Raw genomic sequence first — 22803 nt, forward strand, 5'->3', positions numbered from 1 at the left:
CCACACCCACTCTCGCCACGCCGAACGTGGCGTCCGTCACGTCCGGCGTGGCGTCACCCGGGCGCCCGCGGCGACGGGCCTGACATCACGACGGGCGCGCCGCCACCGCCGCCGTCTATTACTCGTTCCCGACAAGATCGGCCAGCGTCGCTCGCGCTCCCTTTGCGTGCAGCGATTCCAGCGCGGACACGTAGGCCCGGACGAAACGCGGCTCCTCGATCAGATCACCGAAAACCTCACGCGCGCTCAGGAATGCCGTGGGCTCGGCCCGCTGTCGGCGGGCCAGCGGCATCAGCTCGCCGCGCAGCCGGTCCACGACCTCGATCGGCTCGCCCTGCTCGTCGACCCCCTCGGCGTACCGTGCCCAGCCGGCCACGATCGCGGCAGCGCATTCGATCTCCCCGTCCACGGCCAGGCGCTCGCGGATCACCGGCAGCACCCATTTCGGGATCCGGTCGGAGGATTCGGCGCACAGGCGGGCGATGGTGTCGCCGATGGCGGGGTTGGCGAAGCGCTCGATGAGGGTGCGCTTGTATCGGTCCAGGTCGACGCCCGGGACCGGGCGCAGCGTCGGGGTGGCCTCCAGGTCCATGTACCGCATCAGGAATCGGTCGAACAGCGGGTCCTGCGCGGCCTCGTGCACCAGGCGATACCCGCACAGGTGCCCGAAGTAGGCGATGCCCTGATGGCTCGCGTTGAGCAGGCGCAGCTTCATCAGCTCGTACGGGGTCACGTCGGCGACCACCTGCACCCCGGCCCGCTCGTAGGGTGGGCGCCCGAGCGTGAACGAATCCTCGAGCACCCACTGCGTGAACGGCTCGGTGACCACCGGCCAGCCGTCCTCGATGCCGGTCCGCCGCAATACCTCGGCCGCGGCGTCGGGCGGCGTCACCGGGGTGATGCGGTCCACCATCGAATTCGGGAATCGCACCTGCTGCTCGACCCAGTCGCCCAGCGCGGGATCGCGCAGCCGGGCGAATGCCCCGAACACCCGGCGCGCGACGTGCCCGTTGCCCTCGATGTTGTCGCACGACATCACGGTGAAGGGTGCGATCCCGGCCGCGCGCCGCCGCGCCAGCCCCTCGACCACGAGCCCGAAGACCGTGCCCGGCACCGCCCCCGGCGCGAGATCCGCGGCGACGGCCGGGGCGGAGGCGTCGAATTCGCCGGAGACCGCGGAGATCCCGTAGCCGCCCTCGGTGATGGTGAGCGAGACGATGCGCGTGGCCGGATCGGCGAGCTTGGCCAGCACCGCCTCGGGATCGTCGGGTGCATACAGGTATTCGACGATCGAACCGATCACCCGGGTGTCCCAGGAGCCGTCGGGCTCGACGACCGAGAGGGTGTACAGCCCGTCCTGCGCGGTCAGCACGTCGCGCATGCGGCAGTCGCCGGGCAGCACGCCGACACCGCAGATGGCCCAGTCCCGCGCACCACCGCCCCCGAGCAACGTGTCGACATACATCGCCTGGTGAGCGCGGTGAAATCCGCCGACACCGAAGTGCACGATGCCGGTGGTCAGTCCGCTCCGGTCGTAGCCGGCTCGCATAAGTGTTGTGTGCGTCACACTCGCGATGGTACCGTACGTGAGCAACAGATCACCCAGTGAGCAAATGCTCATGCGGCGGCATACCGATGCGGTGATCGCTCAACGGTGAGGAGCGTCGTGGCCCCCGAACCCCGGCCCAGCAATCCGGAGGATGTCCGGCTGGCCCTGCGCGCCGCGCGCCTCTACCACCTCGAGGGCGCCACGCAGGCCGAAATCGCCGCCGTCCTGGGGGTTTCGCGCCCGACCGCCGGGCGGCTGATCGCCCGCGCCCGGGCCCAGGGCCTGGTCCGCATCGAGATCGTGGTCCCCGAGGAGTTGAGCGCCGCCGTGCACACCGAGGTCGAGCGCGAGCTCGAGGCCGCCTTCGGGCTCACCGAGGTGGTCGTGCTGGGCCAGTCACCCGACGCGGGCCTGGCCCCCCTCGCCGAGGCCGCGGTGTCGGTGCTGGCGCGGCGGCTGCGGCCCGAGTCCGCGCTCGGATTCACCTGGGGCCCCGAAACGATCGCGATCGCCACCGCGCTCGGCCCGCATTCGGCCCGCTGCGCCACCGTCGTCCAGCTCGACGGCTCGCTCACCGCCTCGGACTATCAGACCGGCGTCGAGTTCACCCTCGGCCGCTGCGCCACCCAGCTGCGGGCCACCCCCGTCCGGCTGCACGCTCCCCTCTACGCCGACGCCGCGACGGTGACCGCGCTGGAACAGGATTCGGTGCTCGGTCGCGCGATGGCCCTGGGCCGCGCCGCCGAGGTGATGATGTTCGGGGTCGGCGCGGCGTCCACCGCCGGAACCCTTTTCGAGGGGAGCTTTCTCGATACCGCCCTGCTCGACGAGCTGCGCGGGCTGGGCGCGGTCGGCGAGATCGGCGGCCGCTTCTTCCGCGCCGATGGCACCGATGTGCCGGGAAATCTCGCCGCGCGCACGGTGTCGGTATCGCTCGAGGCGATCCGCGCCTGCCCGACCACGCTGCTGATCTCCGGCGGCGCCGCCAAACGCCAGGCCGTCCTGGGCGCACTGCGCGGCGGGCTGGCCACAATCCTGGTCACCGACATCGACTGCGCGCGATGGCTGTTGGAAAAGAAGGAGGGCTGAGGCCCCATGAAGATCCGGCCCAGCGGAATCAAGCCCCGAAACAAGAACGGCCCCCTGCGTCGTCGCGGGCGCGTGAAGAGCCTTGCGGCACTAGCGGTTACAGGTGTGCTCACCCTCACCGGCTGCGCGGGCGCGGGTTCGTTCACCTCCGGCGGCGGAAGAACGGTCACCATCGCGATGGTCTCGAATTCGCAGATGCAGGACGCGATCTCGCTCTCGGGCGAATTCGAGCGCGCCAATCCCGGTATCAAGCTCAAGTTCGTCTCGCTGTCCGAGAACGAGGCCCGCGCGAAGATCACCTCCTCGGTCGCGACCGGCGGCGGCGAGTTCGACGTGGTGATGATCAGCAACTACGAGACCCCGCAGTGGGCCGCGGACGGCTGGCTCACCGATCTGTCCCCCTACCAGGCCCGCAGCCCCGGCTACGACCCGCAGGACTTCATCTCCTCCCTGCGCAGTTCGCTGTCGTACAAGGGCGACATGTACTCGGTGCCGTTCTACGGCGAGTCCTCGTTCCTGATGTACCGCAAGGACCTGTTCCAGCAGGCCGGGCTCACCATGCCCGACCAGCCGACCTGGGATCAGGTGGCCCAGTTCGCCCAGAAGCTCAACGATCCCGCGCACGGGCACTCGGGCATCTGCCTGCGCGGCAATCCGGGCTGGGGCGAGTCGCTGGCCCCGCTGGATACGGTGGTCAACACCTTCGGCGGGCGCTGGTTCGACCAGAACTGGCATGCCCAGCTCACCAGCCCACAGGTGGAGAAGGCCTGGAACTTCTACGTGAACCTCGTCCACAATTACGGCGAACCCGGTGCGGCGACAAGCGGTTTCAGCGAATGCGCGACGCAGCTCTCGCAGGGCGACACGGCGATGTGGTACGACGCCACCTCAGCGGTCGGCGTGCTCGAGGATCCCGCGTCCAGCAAGGTGGTCGGCAAGATCGGCTATGCGCTGGCCCCGATCGAGCAGAAGCCGAATTCCGGCTGGCTCTACACCTGGTCGCTGGGCATCCCCAAGACCAGCCACAATCCCGATGCCGCATGGAAATTCATCTCCTGGATGACCAGCAAGGAGTACATCAAGCACGTCGGTGAGAAGCTCGGCTGGTCACACGTGCCGCCCGGCAGCCGCAATTCGACGTATCAGATCCCCGGATACGCCGCCGCGTCCAAGGCATACGGTCCGGTCACGCTGCAGGCCATGTCCACGGTGGATCCGGAACATCCCACGCTGCAACCGGTTCCGTACACCGGCATCCAATTCTTGGCCATCCCCGAGTTCCAGGATCTCGGCACCCGGGTGAGCCAGCAGCTCAGCGCCGCGATCGCGGGCCGCGAAAGCGTGCAGACCGCGCTCGAGCAATCCCAGCAGTATGCCGAGACAGTCGGCAAGTCGTACCGAGGGAATCAGTAGCATGTCCGTCACCACCGCGGCCCCCGCCGCTGCCCCACCGTCGGAAATAGTCCGCCGCGCCCAACGGATCTCGCGCGCCGAGGGCTGGCGCCGGCGCGGTCCGCTGCTGCCCGCCCTGATCTTCATGATCGTGGTCACCCAGGTCCCGTTCGTATTCACGCTGTACTACTCGACGCAGTCCTGGAACCTGGTCCGGCCCGGCTCCCGGCACTTCGTCGGGTTGAGCAACTACGCGGATGTGTTCCGGGACAGCCAGTTCTGGTCGGTCACGCTCAATACCATCGTTCTCATCGTCGGCACCGTCGTCATCTCGGTCGTCCTCGGGCTGCTGCTGGCACTGCTGCTCGACCGCGCCTTCCTCGGCCGCGGGGTCGTCCGCACGCTGCTGATCACGCCGTTCCTGGTGACTCCCGTTGCCGCGGCGCTGATCTGGAAGACCACGATGCTGGATCCGGTGTTCGGCCTGGTCAATTTCGTGCTGAAACCGTTCGGGGTCGGCCAGCTCGACTGGGTGAGCAAATTCCCGCTGCCCGCGGTGATGGCCGACATGGTCTGGCAGTGGACGCCGTTCATGATGCTGCTGATCCTGGCGGGCCTGCAGTCCATGCCGCGCGACATCACCGAGGCCGCCCGCGTCGACGGGGCCAACTCGGTCCAGGTGTTCCGTGAGCTGACGCTGCCGCATCTGCGCCGCTTCATCGAACTCGGCGCGGTCCTGGGGGCGATCTACCTGGTCAACACCTTCGACTCGGTGTATATGATGACCCAGGGCGGGCCCGGCATCGCCAGCTCGAACCTGCCGTTCTACATCTATCAGCGCGCCTTCCTCGGCTTCGACATCGGCCAGGCCGCGGCCATGGGCGTGGTTACCGTCATCGGCACCACCGTCGTCGCGACGCTCGCGCTGCGACTGCTGTTCACCTCGTTCACCGGCAAGGAGGAAGCGGCATGACAACCACCACCGCTCCCGCAACCACACCACCCGCGGCACAACGAGTTCCGGTGCGCCGCAAGCGGAACCGAGCCGGAATCGGCTGGGGCGTGCTGGCCTGGGTGGTCGGCATCGCGATGTTCTTCCCGGTGCTGTGGATGGTGCTCACGGCCTTCAAACAGGAGGCCGATGCCTACACCAATACCCCCAAGCTGTTCTTCGTCCCTACGCTGCAACAGTTTTCGTCGGTATTCTCCGGCGGCATCGGCACACCCCTGCTGAATTCGGCGTTCGCGACCTTCGCGTCCACGATTCTGGTTCTCGCGCTGGGCATTCCGGCAGCGTTCGCGCTGTCGCTGCGCCCGATCAAGCGCACCCGCGACGCGCTGATGTGGTTCATCGGCACCAAGATGCTGCCGATCGTCGCGGCGATCATCCCGCTGTACGTGATCGTCGGGAACATCGGGATGCTGGACAACATCTGGACCCTCGTCATCCTCTACACGGCAATGAATCTGCCGATCGCGGTGTGGATGATGCGCTCGTTCTTCCTGGAGGTACCCGGCGAACTCCTGGAGGCCGCGAGCATGGACGGGGCGAGCCTGTGGACCGCGGTGCGTGAGGTCATCCTGCCGCTGGTCTCCCCCGGGATCGCCGCGACGGCGCTGATCTGCGTCATCTTCTCCTGGAACGAATTCTTCTTCGCCGTCAACCTGACCGCGGTGCAGGCCCAGACGATGCCGGTGTTCCTGGTCGGCTTCATCACCGGCGAGGGCCTGTACTGGGCCAAGCTGTCCGCCGCGGCGACCCTGGCCGCATTGCCCGTCGTCCTGGCCGGGTGGTTCGCGCAGAACAAGCTGGTGCGCGGACTGTCCTTCGGCGCCATCAAATAAGAGCTCGAGTGAGGTAACCCCATGGCCACCATCCATTACGACAGCGCCTCGTGTGTCTACGCCGGTGCCGACACCCTCGCGGTCGACTCGCTCGACCTCGACATCGCCGACGGCGAATTCATCGTCCTGGTCGGGCCGTCCGGCTCCGGCAAGTCCACCGCCCTGCGCATGCTCGCCGGTCTCGAGGAGATCGACGGCGGCAGCATCCGCATCGACGGCCAGGACATGGTCGGGGTCCCCTCCAAGGACCGCGACATCGCCATGGTGTTCCAGAACTATGCGCTGTATCCGAACAAGACCGTCGGCGAGAACATGGGCTTCGCGCTGAAGATGATGAAGGTGTCGTTGGACGAGCGCAAGCGCCGCGTCGCCGACGCGGCCGAACTGCTCGGGCTCACACCGTATCTGGACCGCAAGCCGGCCAAGCTCTCCGGCGGACAGCGCCAGCGGGTGGCGATGGGCCGGGCCATCGTGCGCGAGCCGCGGGTGTTCTGCATGGACGAGCCGCTGAGCAATCTCGACGCCAAGCTGCGCGTGCAGACCCGCACCCAGATCGCCGCGCTGCAGCGCCGCCTGGGCACCACCACCGTGTACGTCACCCACGACCAGGTGGAGGCGATGACGATGGGCGACCGGGTGGCGGTGCTGCGCGATGGCAAGCTGCAGCAGTTCAGTACGCCCGCAACGCTGTACGACCGCCCCGCCAACGCGTTCGTGGCCGGGTTCATCGGCTCGCCGTCGATGAACCTGTGCACCGCGCCCGTGGTCACCGGCGGCGTCGACATCGCGGGCGTCACCGTCGAGCTGCCCCGCGAGCGCATGACCCGCATCGCGGCGGCGGGGCTGGACACCGTCACCCTCGGCATCCGGCCCGAACATCTCGAATTGCGCCGCGACGCAAGCGGATTCACGGTCACCGTGGAGCTGGTCGAGGAGCTCGGCAGCGAATCCTACGTCTACGCCCGCGTTCCCGGCGGCCCGGTGCTCGGGCTGGACGGCGAGCCCGTCATCCTTGTCTCGCGGTCGGCCGAGCGCGCCCCGGCCCGCCTCGCGGAGACGGTCTCGCTGCACATCACCGATCCCGCGGCGGTGCACCTGTTCGACCCGGCGAGCGGAGACCGCCTGGAGGACTGAACCCTCCGCCGACCGAATGTCACATGCGCTCGAATCAATGAAGCGAACGTGACATTCGGTCGGTTCGCCCAGTGCTCTCGAGGTGCACCCGACGGAGGAGGGTGGGTTGACCGAATGTCACATTCGTACAGGATGCGCGTTGGTGGCGTTGGGTGGGCGCGATGAGATTGGGAACGCCCTGGTAGGCCGGTTTCCAGCGTTGGCGGACGTTGGCGGCCTCCAGGGCGTTTAGGGCAGAATTCGTAGCAGATTCGTAGCCGCGGGCACTGACCGGCATGGCGGTTCGCGCCGCAAAGGGTAGCGCGGCGACGCGGTGGCGACACGCCGAACGTGCGGGCATAAGTCCGGGCTTCACACCCCGCCGCTCCAATACTTGCGGTTGAATGCCTCGATCTCCGCACGGCACTCCGGGCGGTGCGCCCGGCACAAGGATCGTCGTAGACGCGGACAACGGTAAACGGGGTGCGAACACCCCCGCGGTTTTGAACCGTGGGGTGTGCCGCGCGACGATTACGGGTCGAAGGGATGAGCGGGTGCGTAGATGGAAAGCGGCCAGTCCGGCGAGGGCGCTCGCGGTGAACCAGGTCAGTTGCACGGCGAAGCCCGCCAATAGTGTGGTGTCGGAGAATCCGGCCGCGGTCGCGGCCTGCATTGCCCCGTAGGAGGGCAGCCAGTGCACGAATTCGCTGTTCGCCCCTACGCTGGCGATCGGATTTTCCACGGCCATGTCGACGCAGCTGAACATTGTGATGGCGAACATGCCCTCGACCTCGCGACGCAGCAGCGCGCCGAGCGCGACACCCAGCGCCCCGTAGGTCATCGCCGCGCAGAACAGCGCCGCAGCGAGCACGACAGGCTGCCGAGGCGGCCAGAAGCAGCAGATGACAGCGGTCGCGTACGCGCACACCACCAGTGAGGCCACTACCAGGCAGGCGATCTTCGCCAGAGCGAGCGCGCCCCGGGGATATCCGGCCATCGACAGCCGCCGGTCGAATGCTCCGCTGCTGAAAGTCGCGGCGAACATCATGAAGCCGATGATCATTGTGACCGTGGCGATGGCTGCGCTGATCTGGGCGAGCTCGTTGCCGTTGGCGTGCAACACGAGACCGGTGCCGCGGAGCCGGAACGGTACCTCGATGTCCGCGAGGGCCACCTACACCAGAGCGATCAATACGGGGACGAAGCCGGCGACCAACAGCATGGCGAACCGGTTACGCGCATGCTCGATGAGGCCGAAGCGCGTGGCGATCAGGAACAGCCGCACACCGTCGCTCATCGGACTTTCTCCTGTGTGCCTTGTAGGACGCCGTCGTGCAACTGCCACACCTGATCCAGTTTGTCGGTGTCGTGGGCCAGATGTGAGACGACCAGCACCGATCGGCCGGTGTCACGGAACTGCGCGACGAGATCCCAGAAACGCAGATAGGTTTCCCAGTCGAAACCCTGGTATGGCTCGTCGAGCAGCAGCACCTGCGGGTCGTGCATCACCGCCTGCGTCAGGTTGAGCTTCTGCCGGGTGCCGCCGCTCAGCGTCGCGACCCGCTCACCGGCGTATTCGGAGAACCGCAGGATCTCCATGGTCTCCTCGGCCCGCCGCAAGTCGGGGATCGCGTAGGCCGCGGCGGAGGTGCACGGCTCGCAGGTAGCTGTGGACGGCCCCGCGGATTATGCCGAACTCGATGGCCAGCAGAGACTTCCGTTCCCGGGCCGCGGCCTGCACACCCAGCTGCTGGACCTGCTCGGGGGTGAAGGCCGGGTTGTGGGCAGTGAAGGCGTCGCGAGCGTGCTGGTGGGGCAACCGACGTCGCCCGACGGTACCGGTGGCTCCGGTCACGAGAATGTATCGGCAGGTGGCGGGCATGTCCCGCCCGCAGACCAGGGTGCCCGCTGAGACTGCGAAAGGTCCATGCAACCGGGCGGGGACACCGATATCCTCCAGAACCGCCGTGATCGTACGGTACTACCGCCGACCGACGGCCAGGTCGACGCCGAATCCCACCATGACCGCTCCGGTGACCGCATCCATCGTCCGACGTACCCCGTCCCGGTTCAGCCAGGTCCGGGCCAGGCCCGCCGCAGTGGCGAGACGTGTCGCGGCGGATGGTTGTGCCGCCGAGTGCTGTGTGTCAGATAGTTACTGCCTCGGACAGATAGGACATGGCCTTGTTGCATGCGTCGATAAGGGTGCCGCTTTGGTGTCCCTGTAGCCACCAGGTCACTGCGATCCGCAGGGTATCGCTGACGGCGTGGGCGATGACCCGCGCTCGCAATTCGGCATCACGGGTGCGCTCGACCCCATCGAGCAGGGCATCGACGAACGGTTCATGATCGGCGCCCCACATCAGGCGGAACATTCGCGCCTGCAGGGCGGGCACCGACTGGATCAGGCGGTACGAGCGTGCGGTGCGTTCGGGGTCACCGGCGGTCAGGCCCGCAAGCATTGCCCTGGTGATGAATTCGGCGTCGGTTTCTCCCGGACGGCGCTGGGACAGGGCGGTGGCGGATGCCGCGCGCCCATCGGGATTGCCGAGGATCACATCTTCCTTGGCGGGAAAGTAGCGGTAGAAGGTGCGCGGTGCGACGTCGGCGGCCGCGGCGATCTCCTCGATGGTCACCGCGTCGTAGCCCTTCTCCTCGAACAGCCTCAGCGCGCAGTCCACGATCGCGTCCTGGGTGCGCTTGCGCTTGCGAGCTCGTAGGCCGGTCTCTGCATCGTCAGCCACCACAGGAGCCAGCATAACAACTGATGTCACCTATGCAAAAAGACATACGCGCCTTCAGGCAGTCTTGCCAATTGGCAGTTCTGCCATATATTGTTCAGGTATGCGGCTCGTCGCCGAGGCGAGCCATGTGAGAAAGAGAAACCGATGAACCACGCCGATACCCTTCGCCAGCTCTTCCGCGCCTACAGCGACCACGACCTCGAAGCCCTGCTGGCGACACTGGCCGACGATGTGGTCGTGCGGTTTCCGACCAGCCCCGAACCGATTCTTGGCAAAGAGCAGTTGCGGCCGGTGTGGGCGGAGGTGCTCGACACCGTGATCCCGGACGTAAAGCAAACCGTGCAACGCATCGTGGTCGAAGGCGACACCGCCGCAACGGAATTGACCGAGACCGGCACCGTCGTCATTCCGGAGGAGGCTGCCGCGTCCGTGTCCCTGGAGCCCGGCGGTCGGCCCTACAGCCTGGACATGGTGTCGCTCTATCATTTCGACAAGGACGGCCGAATCGACCGGATCCGGTCCTACTGGGATACCGCCGATTTCGCCAGGCAGCTCGGTATCGACATCGCCGTCATCCGCGCCATGCAGGAAAGCGCGCACAGCGCCTGATCTCCAGATCGACCCACCGTGAGCAGGCTGCCGACCGGATGCGTGCGAGGCGCCCCGCGACCACCGTGATCACGTAGATACCGTCTGCCGTATGCGGTCTCGACCCCGTACGCCCAGTTGCCGGTTGTTCACGGTTCGGTCGGTCTGTGCAGGCGGGTAATAATGGTGTGATCGTCGATGCTATCGGCGTAGGTATGGCCAATGCCTATACCTACACGTCGCAGATGCTGATGGTGGCGAACTCGCCAATGCGCGAACGGCCCTGCGCGCGGCGGGAATCAAGGCGGATCTGCCGGATGCCGAATACCGTGGCGAATACGGCCCGGTCTTCGGCTGGGTGCTGCGTGAGTCGGTCACCAATATCGTGCGCCACAGTGCGGCCAACCATTGCACGGTGCTGGTGAGCCCGTCTCGCATCGAGGTTCGCGACGACGGGACCGGCATGGGCGCCGGCGCCGAATTCGGTTCGGGCCTGGCGGGATTGCGGGAACGTGTGCGCGCCGAGGGCGGCACGCTGACGCTGGCGGCGGTACCGGGCGGCGGCGTCCGGGTGACCGCAACCTTCCCGGAGGTGTGAGTTCGCCGCCGGACCCGCATGATCGCGCGGCGGGCCGGGCCTGCAGCCCCGGGGGTCCCGGCCTGCGTCGTACCGAGCCGCATCGGAACCGGGTGGCCTCGGCCCGGTAGTGCGCTGCGTACGGCACCGGGCGCTATGGTCGTGGACGACGATGCGGGCGTAGCGATCGGGAGGGCGAGGGGTCGATGGGCGGCACGCGGGTGTCCGGGCGGTGGCTGCGGCGATCCGGCTGCTGCTGGCCGACGATCAGGCGCTGGTGCGGGGCGCGCTGGCCGCGCTGCTGGGGCTGGAGTCGGATCTGGAGGTCAAGGACACTCCTGCCCGGGAGTTGGCCGATGCGGTGCGCCGGGTGCATCTGGGCCTGCGCGTAGTGGATCCGGCGCTGGCCACCGAGACGCTGACGGCCGGAACCTCACCCCTGACCGCCCGGGAACGCGAGGTGCTGGCCGCCGCGGCGGACGGCTCCACCGCGGGCGTCATCGCCGCGCGCCTGCACCTGTCCGAGGGCACCGTCCGCAACCATCTGTCCGCGGCCATCGGCAAGACCGGCACATAAACCCGCGCCGAGGCCATCCGCACCGCCGAACATCGAGGCTGGTTGTAGCGGTCGGGCCCATCGGTACGTGAGTTCGGTTCAGCCGCGCGGTGCCAAGCATTGTTTTCGTGGTCACCCTCGCGCTCAGCATGGCCGGGCTAGGAGTAGCGTTGCGGACGGTCCCCGTCGGCACCGGTTACGCGGTCTGGGTCGGCATCGGAGCGGTCGGCACGGCGGTGGTCGGGATGATCTGGCTCGGCGAGTCCACCACCGTCGCCCGTATCCTGTGCCTGGTGTTGATCATCGCGGGCGTGGTCGGGCTGAGGGTCTATCACTGACCCAGGTCCCTTCGCTCCCGCAACGATCGGGTGTAAATTTTCCATCAAGGTGTGCCGGGAAGGCTGGTCGGCGGGAGTATAAGGAGCTCGCCGTGCGTGGTGGTATCTATCTCGAGACGGACAGGCGGCAGGAGAAGCTGCGGACCAATCTGTGGTTCGTCCCGACCCTCGAAGTGCTCGGCGCCGTGGTCCTGTTCGCGATCACCTGTGCCCTCGATCGCGCCGCGTACAGCGGCGCGTTCCGCATCCCCAGCTGGGTGATCGGCGGCACCCCCGATGCCGCGAGGCAGGTGCTCACTGCGATCGCAGCGGCCATCATCACCGTCGTCGGTGTCGTCTTCTCGATCACGATCGTGGCGCTGACCCTGGCCTCAACCCAGTTCGGGCCGCGGATGCTGCGCAATTTCATCCGCGACCGCGGCACCCAGGTCACCCTGGGCACCTTCGTCGCGACGTTCGTCTACGCGGCAGCGGCCCTGGTGGTGATCGGCAAGGACTTCGTGCCGCACATCAGCACCACGGTGTCGATCGCGTCGATGGTGCTCGATCTGGGCGTCCTGATCTATTTCATCAACCACATCGCCGGGCAGATCCAGCTGCCGAACGTGATCGCCGACATCGCCCGGGAGGTCAACACGGCCGTCGAGGCCAACCTCGACACCGCCGAAACCGCCCCCGCCTGCGGGCCCTCGACCGTCGAACTGCTGGCGCTGATCGCGGAATCCGGCGGCGAGGTACGCACCACGAGCAGCGGATACCTGCAGTACATCCGCTACGACCGGCTGATGCGACTGGCCGTGGCCGAGAACGCGGTCATCCATCTGCCGAACCGGCCCGGCCATTTCCTCACCGAGGGGCAGGTGGTGGCCACGGTGTGGCCGGCCGAGGCCGCCCCGCGGATCGCCGAAGACTTCGCACGGGGGCACGTCACCGGATCGATGCGCACGCTGGTGCAGGACGTGTCCTTCGGCATCGACCAGATCGTGGAGATCGGCCTACGCGCCCTGTCGGCCGCGGTCAACGACACCTTCACCGCGCTCACCTGCATCGACTGGCTCGGCGACTGCCTGTCCAAGATCGCCGTCGAATGGGATCCGAACCCGGTACGCCGCGACAAGGACGGCTACATCCGGGTCATCGCCGCACAGGTCAGCTACGAGCGCCTGGTGCAGCGCGCGTTCGAGAAGATCCGCCAGTCCGGAGCCGGCCAGCCCGCGGTGATGATCCGCGAGCTGGACGCGCTGGCACAGATCCTCGATCGCACCGACGACCCCGCGCGCCGCCGGGTCGTGGTCGAACAGGCCGCGATGATCGAACGCCAAGTGGCCGTGTCGATTTCGGAAGAGGCGGACCGTGAGGACGTGCTGCGCCGGTGTGAGGTCTTTCGCGACCGGCTGGCGGCGGTGAGTTGATCTTCCGGCCCCTCATAGGGGCCTCACAGTAAACCTCGAGGTAGGCCGTCAACAATGACAGCCGTGTTACCAGTGCAGACGGACGTGACGACAACGCCCACACAAACACCCGGCGCGGTGGCCCCTCCCCCCGCGCCGAAGATGCCCACGGCCCACATCAACCAGTTCGGGGGCTTCCACAAGGGCGTCTCGCTGCTGCACGGCTGGTTACCGCTGACGATCGAGATCGTCGCGATGGTATTGCTGATCATCGCCATCGTCCGGCTGACCCGGCGCTGGTGGTACATCCGGCTGCCGATCGCCGTCGTGCTCGGAGTGGCCGGGGCGCTCGCGGGCTGGTGGTACACGAACAACCAGGGCCTGGCCTCGGATCCGGCACCGCTACTGCTGTGGATCAGCGTGGGCCTGATGGTCGGCTCGATCGCCGTCGCGGTGATCGGCTGGCCCCGCGCGCGCTGGTGGCAGCGGGTCGCCGCGATTCTCGCCATCCCGTTCGCGGTGGCCAGCACCGCGATGGTGATCAATCAGTGGGTCGGCTACTACCCGACGGTGCAGTCCGCCTGGAGCGCGTTCACCGCCGGACCGCTACCGCACCAGACGGACCTGGCCGATCTGGCCGGGATGCGCGATACGAATCCCAAGACCGGCGTCATCGTGCCGGTGGACATCCCGGACACCGCGAGCGGCTTCCAGCACCGCACCGAATACGTGTACCTGCCCCCAGCGTGGTTCGCGGGGAAGACCCCGCCCAGCATGCCCGCGGTGCTGATGATCGGCGGCGAGTTCAACACCCCCGGCGACTGGATGCGCAGCGGCGAGATCATGCCGGCGATCGATAAATTCACCGCGGCCAACAGTGGTCAGGCCCCGATCCTGGTGTTCGCGGACTCCGGCGGCTCGTTCAACAACGACACCGAGTGCGTCAACGGCCCGCGCGGCAATGCCGCCGACCATCTCACCAAAGATGTTGTGCCGTACGTGGAGAAGACCTTCAACGTCTCCGCCGATCCCGCGCACTGGGCGGTCGTGGGCTGGTCGATGGGCGGCACCTGCGCGGTCGATCTGACGGTGATGCATCCCGAGCAGTTCCACACCTTCGTCGACATCGCCGGCGACGTGGGCCCCGATTCGGGCACCAAGGATCAGACCGTCACGCGCCTGTACGGCGGCAACGAAGCGCTGTGGGAGCAGTTCGATCCGATGACCGTGATGCAGAAGCACGGCCAGTACACCGGCATCGCCGGCCTCTACGACGACCTGACCGCGACGCACTTCGACCGGTCCAAACTGCCCAAGGGCTTCACGATGCCCAAGGTGAGCGAGGATCAGATCGGCAAGGGCGGCCAGGACGACATGGGCGGCGGCGGCAACAGCGAGGTCGGCGCGGCCGAGAAGCTCTGTGCGGAGAACAAGAAGGTCGGCATCGAGTGCACCATCCACACGACACAGGGTGGGCACACCTGGCAGTTCGCGGAGGCGGCGTTCGACTCGTCGCTGGCCTGGGTGACCGCGCGGGTCGGGCTGCCGGTGCCTGCGAACAGCTGACGCCGCCCGTCATCCGAGAACTTCACAGCCCTTCAGGCGCCACCACTTCCGGCACGAACGAGACGAACGTTCGTGCCGGAACTACGTTCGGCGACGGGACGTCGATGCCGAGACGACCGGGTGGGCGATCCCGGCACAACGGCAACCATGTCCGGCGACACGGCGCAGATTCATTACTTGACGGCCGGTAAGTAACGGATTTAGCCTGCCTTACGGGCACGGTTCGGCCGGTTACGGATTCGCCAGCGGGGGGACAGAGATGCAGGCATTCAGCATCGTGTGGCCGGATTCGTCAGCTGTCATCACACCGATTCCGGTAGACGACACCGCCCGTTCCGACCTGGGCATCGACCGGGTGCTCGCCGCGGTGCTGCGCTTCGGCGACGACTACGACCTGGCCGGATTGTTTTTCGCGCCGGTGCGCGAGCGCGACATCGTGGCCTATCGGCAGGAGGTCTTCGCCGATCTGGATGCCCCGGCCGTGCGCGCGGTCCTCGACGAATTCGCCGCGGGCATGCGGCGGACCCGGCGCGAGCTCGCACAGGCCCAAAAGCTGGTGCATCCGCATCAGCGAGGGCGCTGGCGCCTCGATGCCGCCCTCGGACATCTCGAGGCACTCGCCCGCCTGGACGCCGGGCTGGCCGAGCTGCCGATCGCCTCGCGGGGGCTGCGCCGCTGGCGAGACCTGCTGCGCGCCTACGTGTCCGGGCCCGAATTCGCCGATCTGACCGAGCGGGTCCGCGACGTCCGGCGAGGCCTGGACGAGATCCGCTACAGCATCCGCGTTGTCGGGCGAACCGTCGAGGTGAGCCCGGACGACGGCGCGCCGGACTACAGCGCCACCATCGCGAATCTATTCGCGCGCTTCGGGTCCCAGCCCTCACCACCGCCCCGGCCGCGGCCGCAGTGGGCCGATATGAACCAGGCCGAGGAGCAGATCCTGGACCGCGTGGCCGCGCTGCACCCCGCCGCCTTCGCCCGGCTCGACGAATTCTCCCGCGACCACCCGCATGTCATCGATCCCGTGGTGGCGCGGTTCGATCGCGAAATCCAGTTCTATCTGGTCTATCTCGCCTTCGCCCGGCGCATCGCACACCCACTGCACCTTCCGCGGGCCCTGGCCCCGGAGCAGGACATCCACGCCCACGACGCCTTCGACCTAGCGCTCGCCTCGCGGCTGAAGCCGGGAGAGGCGCTCGTCCGCAACGACTTCCGGCTATCCGGGCCGGAGCGGGTACTCGTCGTCACCGGCCCGAATCAGGGCGGCAAGACGACCTTCGCCCGAATGTTCGGTCAGCTCCTCTATTTCGGCGCCCTCGGCTGCCCGGTCCCCGCGCGCGATGCCCGCCTTCCGCTCCCGGACGCCATCTTCACCCACTTCGAGCGCGCCGAGGACCCCGGAGACCCGGACGGCCGGCTGCTCGGCGAACTCACCCGGATGCGCGAGGTCCTCGACCGCGCGACCGCCGAGAGCGTCATCGTCATGAACGAAAGTTTCAGCTCCACAAGTACATCCGATGCCATCCGGATCGGCGGGGACATCCTGGACCGGATCATGGACCGCGGCGCGCTGGCGCTGTGGGTCACCTTCTTCGACGAACTGGCCCAGGGCTTCCCCGCCGCGGTCAGCATGGTCGCCGCCACCGCCTCGGACGGGCCGGACGGCGACGCCCGCCGCACCTTCCGAATCGAACGCAGGCCCGCCGACGGCCAGGCATACGCCCTCGAACTTGCCACGCGCCACGGCCTCACCTACCACGACATCACCACCAGGATCTCCCGATGAGACTCGAACCGCGGCGCCAGCCCGAGCACACCGGCACTCCGAACCCGGTGCGCACCAGCCAGCCGGGGCACTCCCTCACGCACACGGCGCATCACCGACAGGCCGACCACCCCCGCGACACGAGGATCTCCCGATGAGAGTCGCACTGCTGCAGCCGCCCGGGATCATGGTCCGGATCGCCCGTGCCGAGCAGCGCACCCTGGACGATCTGGGTGTTGAAATGCTCTGCGCCGCAATGGCTCTGGATGAACATGGCGACGCCGATCCCACGATTGCCGATGCGGTGCGGGCGGTGTTGCCCGCGAGTGTGCTGGATCCGGCTGTGATCCGCTATCGCCACGCGGTGCTCGCGGACTGCTGTGCTCATCCCGGCGCGGTGCGGGAGTTGTACGACATCACCACGCGGGCAACGCAGGTGCGGCGCTGGAAGGTCGGGCCCGGACATCGCCCGAACGGCAAGCTGCTGCTCGCCCTCGAACCGCTCAACGAGCTCATCGGCTGCCTGCGCACGCTACGAACTGCCTGCGCACGGCATTTCGGGAAGTTCGAATCCGACGGGTTCGCGGACCTGAACGCCATCGTCGCGCGGCAACTGGACGACGACTACCTCGACTCCATCTCTCGGCAGCTGGCCGAAATGGACTTCGAGCACGGCCTGCACTTCAGCGCGGGGCTGGCCACCGGAAACAAGATCGCCGAGGTGCGGCTGCACGCGCCGATCCGCCCGCAACGCCGTTGGTTCGGCCTCGACCGCCGCTCTGCGCGCGCGTTCGAGGCGATCGACGATCCCGAAGCCGAGTCCAGTCCCCTTGTGCAGCTGACGAATCCAGCGCTGACAATCATCGCCGACGTGGTCAGCGACGCCACCGACCGCGTGCAGGAGTTCTTCGCGCAGTTGCGTACCCAGCTGGCCTTCTACCTGGGCTGCGTGACGCTGCAACGCCGCGTGGCCGCTATCGGGGCGCCGGTGTGCCTGCCGGTGATCCACCCCGCGAGCGCCGCGGGTCCGCGCTGCTCCGGCCTGCGCGACATCGGATTGTGCCTGTCGAGCGAGAGTCCCGGCGTTGGAAACGATCTCGATGCGCTCGATCACCCGCTGATCATGATCACGGGCGCAAACAACGGCGGCAAGTCCACCCTGCTGCGCGCCCTCGGCCTGGCCCAGCTGATGTTTCAGGCCGGAATATTCGTCGCCGCAGACAGTTTCGAGGCGCCCGTACACGAGGGCGTGTTCACCCATTTCGCCGCCGACGAGGACCGGACCCTCTCGCACGGCAAACTCGTCGAGGAACTGGTCCGCATGAGCGCCCTGATCGACCGGATGGCCCCCGGATCCCTGCTGCTGTGCAACGAGTCGTTCGCCTCCACCGGCGCCCGCGACGCCGCCCGCATCGCCGCCCCACTGCTCGATGCGCTGCAGGCCACCGGCGTCGCCGTCGTCTTCGTCACCCACCTCACCGAATTCGCCTGCCTACGTTACGAAGCCGCCCATCCCGGCGACCTGTTCCTGCGCGCCGAACGCCTCGCCGACGGCACCCGCACATTTAACCTCGTCCCAGGTCCACCGGAGTCCGGCAGCCACGCCGCCGACATTTTCCGCCGGGTCTTCGACCGCGACCCGCGCGCCCTGCCCGAGGACGATGCTGCACACAGTAGGTGACAAGCCGGTCGCGCCCCGCCATGTGACGCCCTCGAAGGGCGGTTCTCGGTAGTCTTTGCACGATGAGCGAGCGCACCACCGAAACCGGCACGACCGGACCGCGTACCCAGCGCGGGCTCGAACGGCTGATGTTCTTCAGCGATGCCGTGGTGGCCATCGCCATCACCCTGATCGCGCTGCCCCTGGTCGACAGCGCCCGCGATGTCGCGAAGGAATCCACCTCGAAGTTCCTGTCCGACAACAGCTACGCCCTACTCGCCGCCGCGATCAGCTTCGCGGTCATCAGCGCGTTCTGGCGCGAGCACCACAGCCTGTTCGAGCGCGCCACCGGCTATACGCCACTGCTGCTGCGGGTCAACATGTTCTGGCTGGTGGGCATCGTGGCCCTGCCGGTGGCGACGGTCCTGGACGTGTATTCCCACCGGGACCCGCTCGCGGCCGGAATCTACCTGCTCGCGGTGATCTTCACGATGGCGGTCGACCGGGTCGAGGAGCTGATCCTGTACCGCGCGCGGCTGCTCTCCGACGGCGACCGGATCACCCGGCCGGAGCTGATACTGCGCTGGTCGATGGTGGTCGGGGCGGGCATCGCCGTGCTCGTCTCGCTCACCCTGCCGGCCGTCGGACTCTGGTCCCTGGTCCTGGTGTTCGCCGCGGGACAGTTCGAGGCGGTCTCCAGGCGCCGCCTCCGGGCGCGGACCGCGTGAACACGGTCCGGCACGCCGTGATTCAGTAGCGCAGCAGATCGACGCCGACTCCGACGATCCACGCGATCCAGCCGACATCTACGCCGCGCTGTGCAATATCGATGGATACACGACGCTCACCGTCGAACGCGGCTGGTCACCCGAGCGGGTCGAGCAATGGTGGATCGACGCGTTGTCCCGGGAGCTGCCGGCGTGCCCCACGCCGCCACGGCGTGCGCCGGATCCGGGTCCCGCAACGTCGAAGGCCGCCTCCGCGAGATCGCGGGGGCGGCCTTCGAATGCTGCCGGGGATGTCAGGCGTCGAGCTCGGCGAGCACCTCGTCGCTGATGTCCACGTTGGTGTACACGTTCTGCACGTCGTCGCTGTCCTCGAGGGCGTCGACGAGCTTGAACACCTTGCGGGCGGCCTCGGCGTCGACCGCGACCGACATCGACGGCTGGAAGCCGGACTCGGCCGAGTCGTATTCGATGCCGGCCTCCTGCAGCGCGGTGCGCACCGCGATGAGATCGCCGGGCTCGCTGATGATCTCGAAGGACTCACCGAGGTCGTTGACCTCCTCGGCCCCCGCGTCCAGCACCGCGGTCAGCACGTCGTCCTCGGTCTGGCCGTTCTTGTCCAGCGTGACGATGCCCTTGCGGTGGAACAGGTACGATACCGAACCCGGATCGGCCATGTTGCCGCCGTTGCGGGTCATGGCGACGCGGACCTCGCCGGCGGCGCGGTTGCGGTTGTCGGTGAGGCATTCGATCAGCACGGCAACGCCATTGGGGCCGTAGCCCTCGTACATGATCGTCTGCCAGTCGGCGCCGCCGACCTCTTCACCGCTGCCGCGCTTGCGGGCGCGCTCGATGTTGTCGTTGGGGACGGAGTTCTTCTTCGCCTTGTCGATGGCGTCGTAGAGAGTCGGGTTTCCTCCAGGGTCCCCACCACCCGTCCGCGCCGCGACCTCGATGTTCTTGATCAGCTTGGCAAACATCTTGCCACGCTTGGCATCGATCACGGCCTTCTTGTGCTTGGTGGTGGCCCATTTGGAGTGGCCGCTCATTCCCCTACTTCCTTCACGTCGGTGTGCTCGAGATCCGGGCAGTCAACTGCGCCTCGGGCAGTCAACTGCGCCTCGGGCAGTTAACTATGCCAGTTTACTGCCCGGTCCCACTTGTACTACTTCGCGGTTGAGATCGCCCTCACAGGGGGTCGAACCGGCTGTTCAGGAGACCCGGGCCGCCGCGTTCTCGCGCACGATGTCCACGAACATCCGGTGTACTCGCAGATCGCCGGTCACCTCCGGATGGAACGACGTCGCCACCACGTTTCCCTGACGCACCGCGACGATCCGCCCCTCGGCCGGTCCGGACGGCACTCGCGCCAGCACCTGCACCCCCTCGCCCGCGCGCTCGACCCACGGCGCCCGGATGAACACCGCACGCACCGGCCCGTCGTCGAGGCCGGCGAAGTCCAGATCGGTTTCGAACGAATCGACCTGCCGCCCGAAGGCGTTGCGCCGCACGGTCATATCGATGCCGGACAGCGACTGCGCGTCGGGCCGGGTGTCGAGCACCTCGTCGGCGAGCAGGATCATGCCCGCGCAGGATCCGTAGGCGGGCATGCCCTCGCGCAACCGCTGCCGCAGCGGTTCCAGCAGCCCGAACACCTCGAGCAGCTTGCTGATCGTGGTGGATTCGCCGCCCGGCAGCACCAGGCCGTCCACGGCGGCGAGTTCGGACTCGCGGCGCACGTTCACCGGCTCGGCGCCGCAGTCCGCCAGGGCATGGAAGTGCTCGCGCACGTCGCCCTGCAACGCCAGCACTCCGATCGTCGGTTTCACGAGTCGAGCATACGAGCCGCCCGTGACGGCCCGGTTCCGGCCGGGACCCGTTGTGGTACTGATCACGCGACCGTCAAAATCTTGTAGGCGCGCTGTTACAAGTCCCTTCCAGCGGGGAACACTCGCGCAAGTGACTGATGTGTTGCCGGATACCGAGCCCGCCGACCGAACGCGGGTGCAGACTCCGCCCACCGGGCGCGGGCTCACCGTGCTGACCGGCCTGGCGGGCCTGTCTCTGGATGCGATGGCCTCGGTGGCTTACGGCCCCGAATCCATCGTGCTGGTGCTGGCCGCGGCCGGCAGCGCCGGATTGGGCATGACCCTGCCGGTAACGATCGCCATCGTGGTTCTGCTGACCGTCCTGATCGCCTCATATCGCCAGGTGATCGCCGCCTTCCCGAACGGCGGCGGCGCGTACGCGGTGGCCCGCAGCCACCTGGGCCACCGGACCAGCCTGGTCGCCGCGGCCTCGCTGATCGTGGACTACATCCTCAACGTGGCGGTCTCGATCGCCGCCGGAGTCGCGGCACTGACCTCGGCGATCCCCGCGCTGCTGCCGTACACGGTGTGGATCTGCCTGGCCGTTCTCGTCGGGATCACCGCTTTGAACCTGGCCGGAATCCGCGAGAGTGCCCGGGCGTTCATGGCGCCGACCGTGGTCTTCGTCGCCGGCATTCTGGTGGTCATCGCCGCCGGTTTGCTGCGGTCGGAACCCGCGAGCGTGACCAGCGCGGCGAGCACGCTCGGCGCGAGCCGCACCATCGGAATCCTGTTGCTGCTCAAGGCGTTCTCCAGCGGATGCTCCGCCCTGACCGGTGTGGAGGCGATCGCGAACGCGGTACCCAGCTTCGAGCGGCCGCGGGTGCGCGGGGCGCAGCGGGCCGAGGTCGCCCTCGGGGTGCTCCTCGGGGTGATGCTGCTCGGACTCGCGACGCTGATCGGCAAGTTCTCCATCCACCCGGTCGACGGGACGACGGTGCTCTCGCAGCTCACCGCGGCGGCGCTGGGGCACGGAATCGCCTACTACGTGGTGCAATTCGCGACGGTCGTGCTTCTTGCCCTGGCCGCCAACACCTCCTACGGCGGCCTGCCGACGCTGACCAAGATCCTCGCGGACGACAACTGCCTGCCGCACCGGTTCGCGGTCGCCACTCCCCGGCAGGTGTACCGCTACGGCGTGCTGGCCCTGGGCATTTCGGCCGCGGTGCTGCTGATCGCGGCGAACGGCAATATGAATGCGCTGGTGCCGTTGTTCGCGATCGGGGTGTTCGTCGGATTCACCATCGCGCAGGTCGGCATGGTGCGGCACTGGCGCGGCGATCACGTCCGCGGCTGGCGGTGGCGGTTGGCGCTCAACGGTTTCGGCGCGGTGCTGACCTGCGTCGCGGCGATCGTGACCATCGCGATGAAGTTCACCTCCGGCGCCTGGCTGATCGTGCTGGTCCTGCCGCTGCTGGTGCTGATCATGGAGCGAATCCGCAAGGAGTACAACCGGATCGACGGCCGCCGCGGCACCGGCTGCCTGCCCGCGCCGCCCCGGGCCACCGGCACCGTGATAGTGGTGCCGGTCTCGGAGGTGTCCGAGCTGAGCCGCGAGGCGCTCTCGGCCGCGCTCTCGCTCGGCCACGACATCGTCGCGCTGCACGTCTGCCTGCCCGGCGAGAACACCACCGCCTTCACCAAGGCCTGGGAGGCCTGGCACCCGGACGTGCACCTCGAGATCATCGACGCGGGCGACTGCACCGTCGGCGCCCCGGTCGCGCGCTACGTCCGGGACAACTTCCCCGACCGCCGCAAGGTGGTACTGATCGCCGAGGTCGACCCGTCCACCGGCTGGGACCGGGTGCTGCCGAGCCACCGCAGCGATGAGCTGGAGCGCCAGCTCCGCCGCCTCCCCGACACGGTCGTCTGCCATTTGCGGGTGCAGACTTCGTAATCCGGGCCGAGTCCTGGCTTCACGCCGGAAGCTGGGCCCGGTAGCCGATCGGCCCAGCCGCTCGCCTGTGGCCGATTCGCCGCAGCCGTAGACCAACTCGGTGTGCCGCTGCGCCGAGCGGATCGGTCCCTGCCGGACGA

At 67.8% G+C, this 22803-nt stretch carries 23 protein-coding genes; 16 read left to right on the forward strand and 7 right to left on the reverse strand.

The window, feature by feature from the left end; translation table 11 throughout:
* Positions 1-118: 118 nt before the first annotated feature.
* Complete coding sequence (locus tag ABH933_RS10310; protein WP_429417767.1) at positions 119-1549, reverse strand: mannitol dehydrogenase family protein; 1431 nt, start codon at positions 1547-1549, stop codon at positions 119-121.
* A gap of 117 nt (positions 1550-1666) precedes the next feature.
* Here ABH933_RS10310 and ABH933_RS10315 point away from each other — a divergent pair, with 117 nt between their 5' ends.
* The 5 genes from ABH933_RS10315 to ABH933_RS10335 are packed head-to-tail and all read left to right on the forward strand — an operon-like array spanning position 1667 to position 7009.
* The gene (locus ABH933_RS10315; protein WP_215920811.1) at positions 1667-2638 is read left to right on the forward strand and encodes a sugar-binding transcriptional regulator; all 972 of its coding nucleotides are present in this window, start codon (positions 1667-1669) and stop codon (positions 2636-2638) included.
* Between the two features lie 6 nt (positions 2639-2644).
* A complete protein-coding gene (locus ABH933_RS10320; protein ID WP_429416388.1) occupies positions 2645-4051 on the forward strand; it encodes an ABC transporter substrate-binding protein in 1407 nt (468 codons plus the stop codon).
* Position 4052: 1 nt separating this feature from the next.
* Positions 4053-5003 carry a carbohydrate ABC transporter permease gene (locus ABH933_RS10325; protein ID WP_429416391.1) on the forward strand — a complete coding sequence of 317 codons (951 nt, stop codon included), beginning with the start codon at positions 4053-4055 and terminating at the stop codon, positions 5001-5003.
* The gene (locus ABH933_RS10330; RefSeq protein ID WP_429416394.1) at positions 5000-5875 is read left to right on the forward strand and encodes a carbohydrate ABC transporter permease; all 876 of its coding nucleotides are present in this window, start codon (positions 5000-5002) and stop codon (positions 5873-5875) included. Before ABH933_RS10325 ends, ABH933_RS10330 begins: the two co-directional genes overlap by 4 nt.
* 21 nt (positions 5876-5896) lie before the next feature.
* Complete coding sequence (locus tag ABH933_RS10335; protein ID WP_429416397.1) at positions 5897-7009, forward strand: ABC transporter ATP-binding protein; 1113 nt, start codon at positions 5897-5899, stop codon at positions 7007-7009.
* Positions 7010-7043: 34 nt separating this feature from the next.
* Here the strand turns inward: ABH933_RS10335 and ABH933_RS10340 are convergent, their stop codons facing one another.
* Genes ABH933_RS10340 through ABH933_RS10350 form a run of 3 tightly spaced genes read right to left on the reverse strand, consistent with a single transcriptional unit; the run spans position 7044 to position 8608 of the window.
* On the reverse strand, positions 7044-8162 hold the full coding sequence (locus ABH933_RS10340) for an ABC transporter permease (protein WP_429416400.1): 1119 nt from the start codon (positions 8160-8162) through the stop codon (positions 7044-7046).
* The gene (locus ABH933_RS10345; protein ID WP_429416402.1) at positions 8163-8285 is read right to left on the reverse strand and encodes a hypothetical protein; all 123 of its coding nucleotides are present in this window, start codon (positions 8283-8285) and stop codon (positions 8163-8165) included.
* The gene (locus ABH933_RS10350) at positions 8282-8608 is read right to left on the reverse strand and encodes an ATP-binding cassette domain-containing protein (protein WP_429416405.1); all 327 of its coding nucleotides are present in this window, start codon (positions 8606-8608) and stop codon (positions 8282-8284) included. Before ABH933_RS10350 ends, ABH933_RS10345 begins: the two co-directional genes overlap by 4 nt.
* 49 nt (positions 8609-8657) lie before the next feature.
* On the opposite strand from ABH933_RS10350, the gene ABH933_RS10355 reads away from it, so the two are divergent.
* Positions 8658-8900 (forward strand): hypothetical protein, encoded by a 243-nt coding sequence (locus tag ABH933_RS10355; RefSeq protein ID WP_429416408.1) that lies wholly within the window; start codon positions 8658-8660, stop codon positions 8898-8900.
* Positions 8901-9135: 235 nt separating this feature from the next.
* Here the strand turns inward: ABH933_RS10355 and ABH933_RS10360 are convergent, their stop codons facing one another.
* Complete coding sequence (locus ABH933_RS10360) at positions 9136-9732, reverse strand: TetR family transcriptional regulator (protein ID WP_429416411.1); 597 nt, start codon at positions 9730-9732, stop codon at positions 9136-9138.
* Between the two features lie 144 nt (positions 9733-9876).
* On the opposite strand from ABH933_RS10360, the gene ABH933_RS10365 reads away from it, so the two are divergent.
* The 9 genes from ABH933_RS10365 to ABH933_RS10405 all read left to right on the forward strand — a co-directional run bounded on the left by ABH933_RS10365 (position 9877) and on the right by ABH933_RS10405 (position 18901).
* On the forward strand, positions 9877-10341 hold the full coding sequence (locus tag ABH933_RS10365; protein WP_429416414.1) for a nuclear transport factor 2 family protein: 465 nt from the start codon (positions 9877-9879) through the stop codon (positions 10339-10341).
* A gap of 337 nt (positions 10342-10678) precedes the next feature.
* Positions 10679-10918 carry a sensor histidine kinase gene (locus ABH933_RS10370; RefSeq protein WP_429416417.1) on the forward strand — a complete coding sequence of 80 codons (240 nt, stop codon included), beginning with the start codon at positions 10679-10681 and terminating at the stop codon, positions 10916-10918.
* 211 nt (positions 10919-11129) lie between these two features.
* Positions 11130-11474, forward strand: a complete 345-nt coding sequence (locus ABH933_RS10375; protein WP_429416420.1) for a response regulator transcription factor — start codon at positions 11130-11132, stop codon at positions 11472-11474.
* Between the two features lie 89 nt (positions 11475-11563).
* A complete protein-coding gene (locus ABH933_RS10380) occupies positions 11564-11791 on the forward strand; it encodes a DMT family transporter (RefSeq protein WP_429416423.1) in 228 nt (75 codons plus the stop codon).
* A 92-nt stretch (positions 11792-11883) separates the two neighbouring features.
* The gene (locus ABH933_RS10385) at positions 11884-13203 is read left to right on the forward strand and encodes a DUF2254 domain-containing protein (protein ID WP_429416426.1); all 1320 of its coding nucleotides are present in this window, start codon (positions 11884-11886) and stop codon (positions 13201-13203) included.
* 141 nt (positions 13204-13344) lie between these two features.
* The gene (locus tag ABH933_RS10390; protein WP_429417769.1) at positions 13345-14748 is read left to right on the forward strand and encodes an alpha/beta hydrolase-fold protein; all 1404 of its coding nucleotides are present in this window, start codon (positions 13345-13347) and stop codon (positions 14746-14748) included.
* 259 nt (positions 14749-15007) lie between these two features.
* Entirely contained in the window at positions 15008-16534 is a 1527-nt protein-coding gene (locus ABH933_RS10395; protein ID WP_429416429.1) for a MutS-related protein, read from the forward strand.
* A gap of 133 nt (positions 16535-16667) precedes the next feature.
* Positions 16668-18194 carry a MutS-related protein gene (locus tag ABH933_RS10400; protein ID WP_429416432.1) on the forward strand — a complete coding sequence of 509 codons (1527 nt, stop codon included), beginning with the start codon at positions 16668-16670 and terminating at the stop codon, positions 18192-18194.
* A gap of 62 nt (positions 18195-18256) precedes the next feature.
* The gene (locus ABH933_RS10405) at positions 18257-18901 is read left to right on the forward strand and encodes a TMEM175 family protein (RefSeq protein ID WP_429416435.1); all 645 of its coding nucleotides are present in this window, start codon (positions 18257-18259) and stop codon (positions 18899-18901) included.
* Between the two features lie 293 nt (positions 18902-19194).
* Here the strand turns inward: ABH933_RS10405 and ABH933_RS10410 are convergent, their stop codons facing one another.
* Positions 19195-19947, reverse strand: a complete 753-nt coding sequence (locus tag ABH933_RS10410) for a YebC/PmpR family DNA-binding transcriptional regulator (protein WP_429416438.1) — start codon at positions 19945-19947, stop codon at positions 19195-19197.
* 162 nt (positions 19948-20109) lie between these two features.
* A complete protein-coding gene (gene pdxT / locus ABH933_RS10415; protein ID WP_429416441.1) occupies positions 20110-20727 on the reverse strand; it encodes a pyridoxal 5'-phosphate synthase glutaminase subunit PdxT in 618 nt (205 codons plus the stop codon).
* Positions 20728-20857: 130 nt separating this feature from the next.
* Here pdxT and ABH933_RS10420 point away from each other — a divergent pair, with 130 nt between their 5' ends.
* On the forward strand, positions 20858-22663 hold the full coding sequence (locus ABH933_RS10420) for an APC family permease (protein WP_429416444.1): 1806 nt from the start codon (positions 20858-20860) through the stop codon (positions 22661-22663).
* Positions 22664-22803: the final 140 nt, after the last annotated feature.

It is taken from the genome of Nocardia sp. GP40 (genome assembly GCF_050434125.1).
In the GTDB taxonomy this organism is placed as follows: Bacteria; Actinomycetota; Actinomycetes; order Mycobacteriales; family Mycobacteriaceae; genus Nocardia; species Nocardia albiluteola.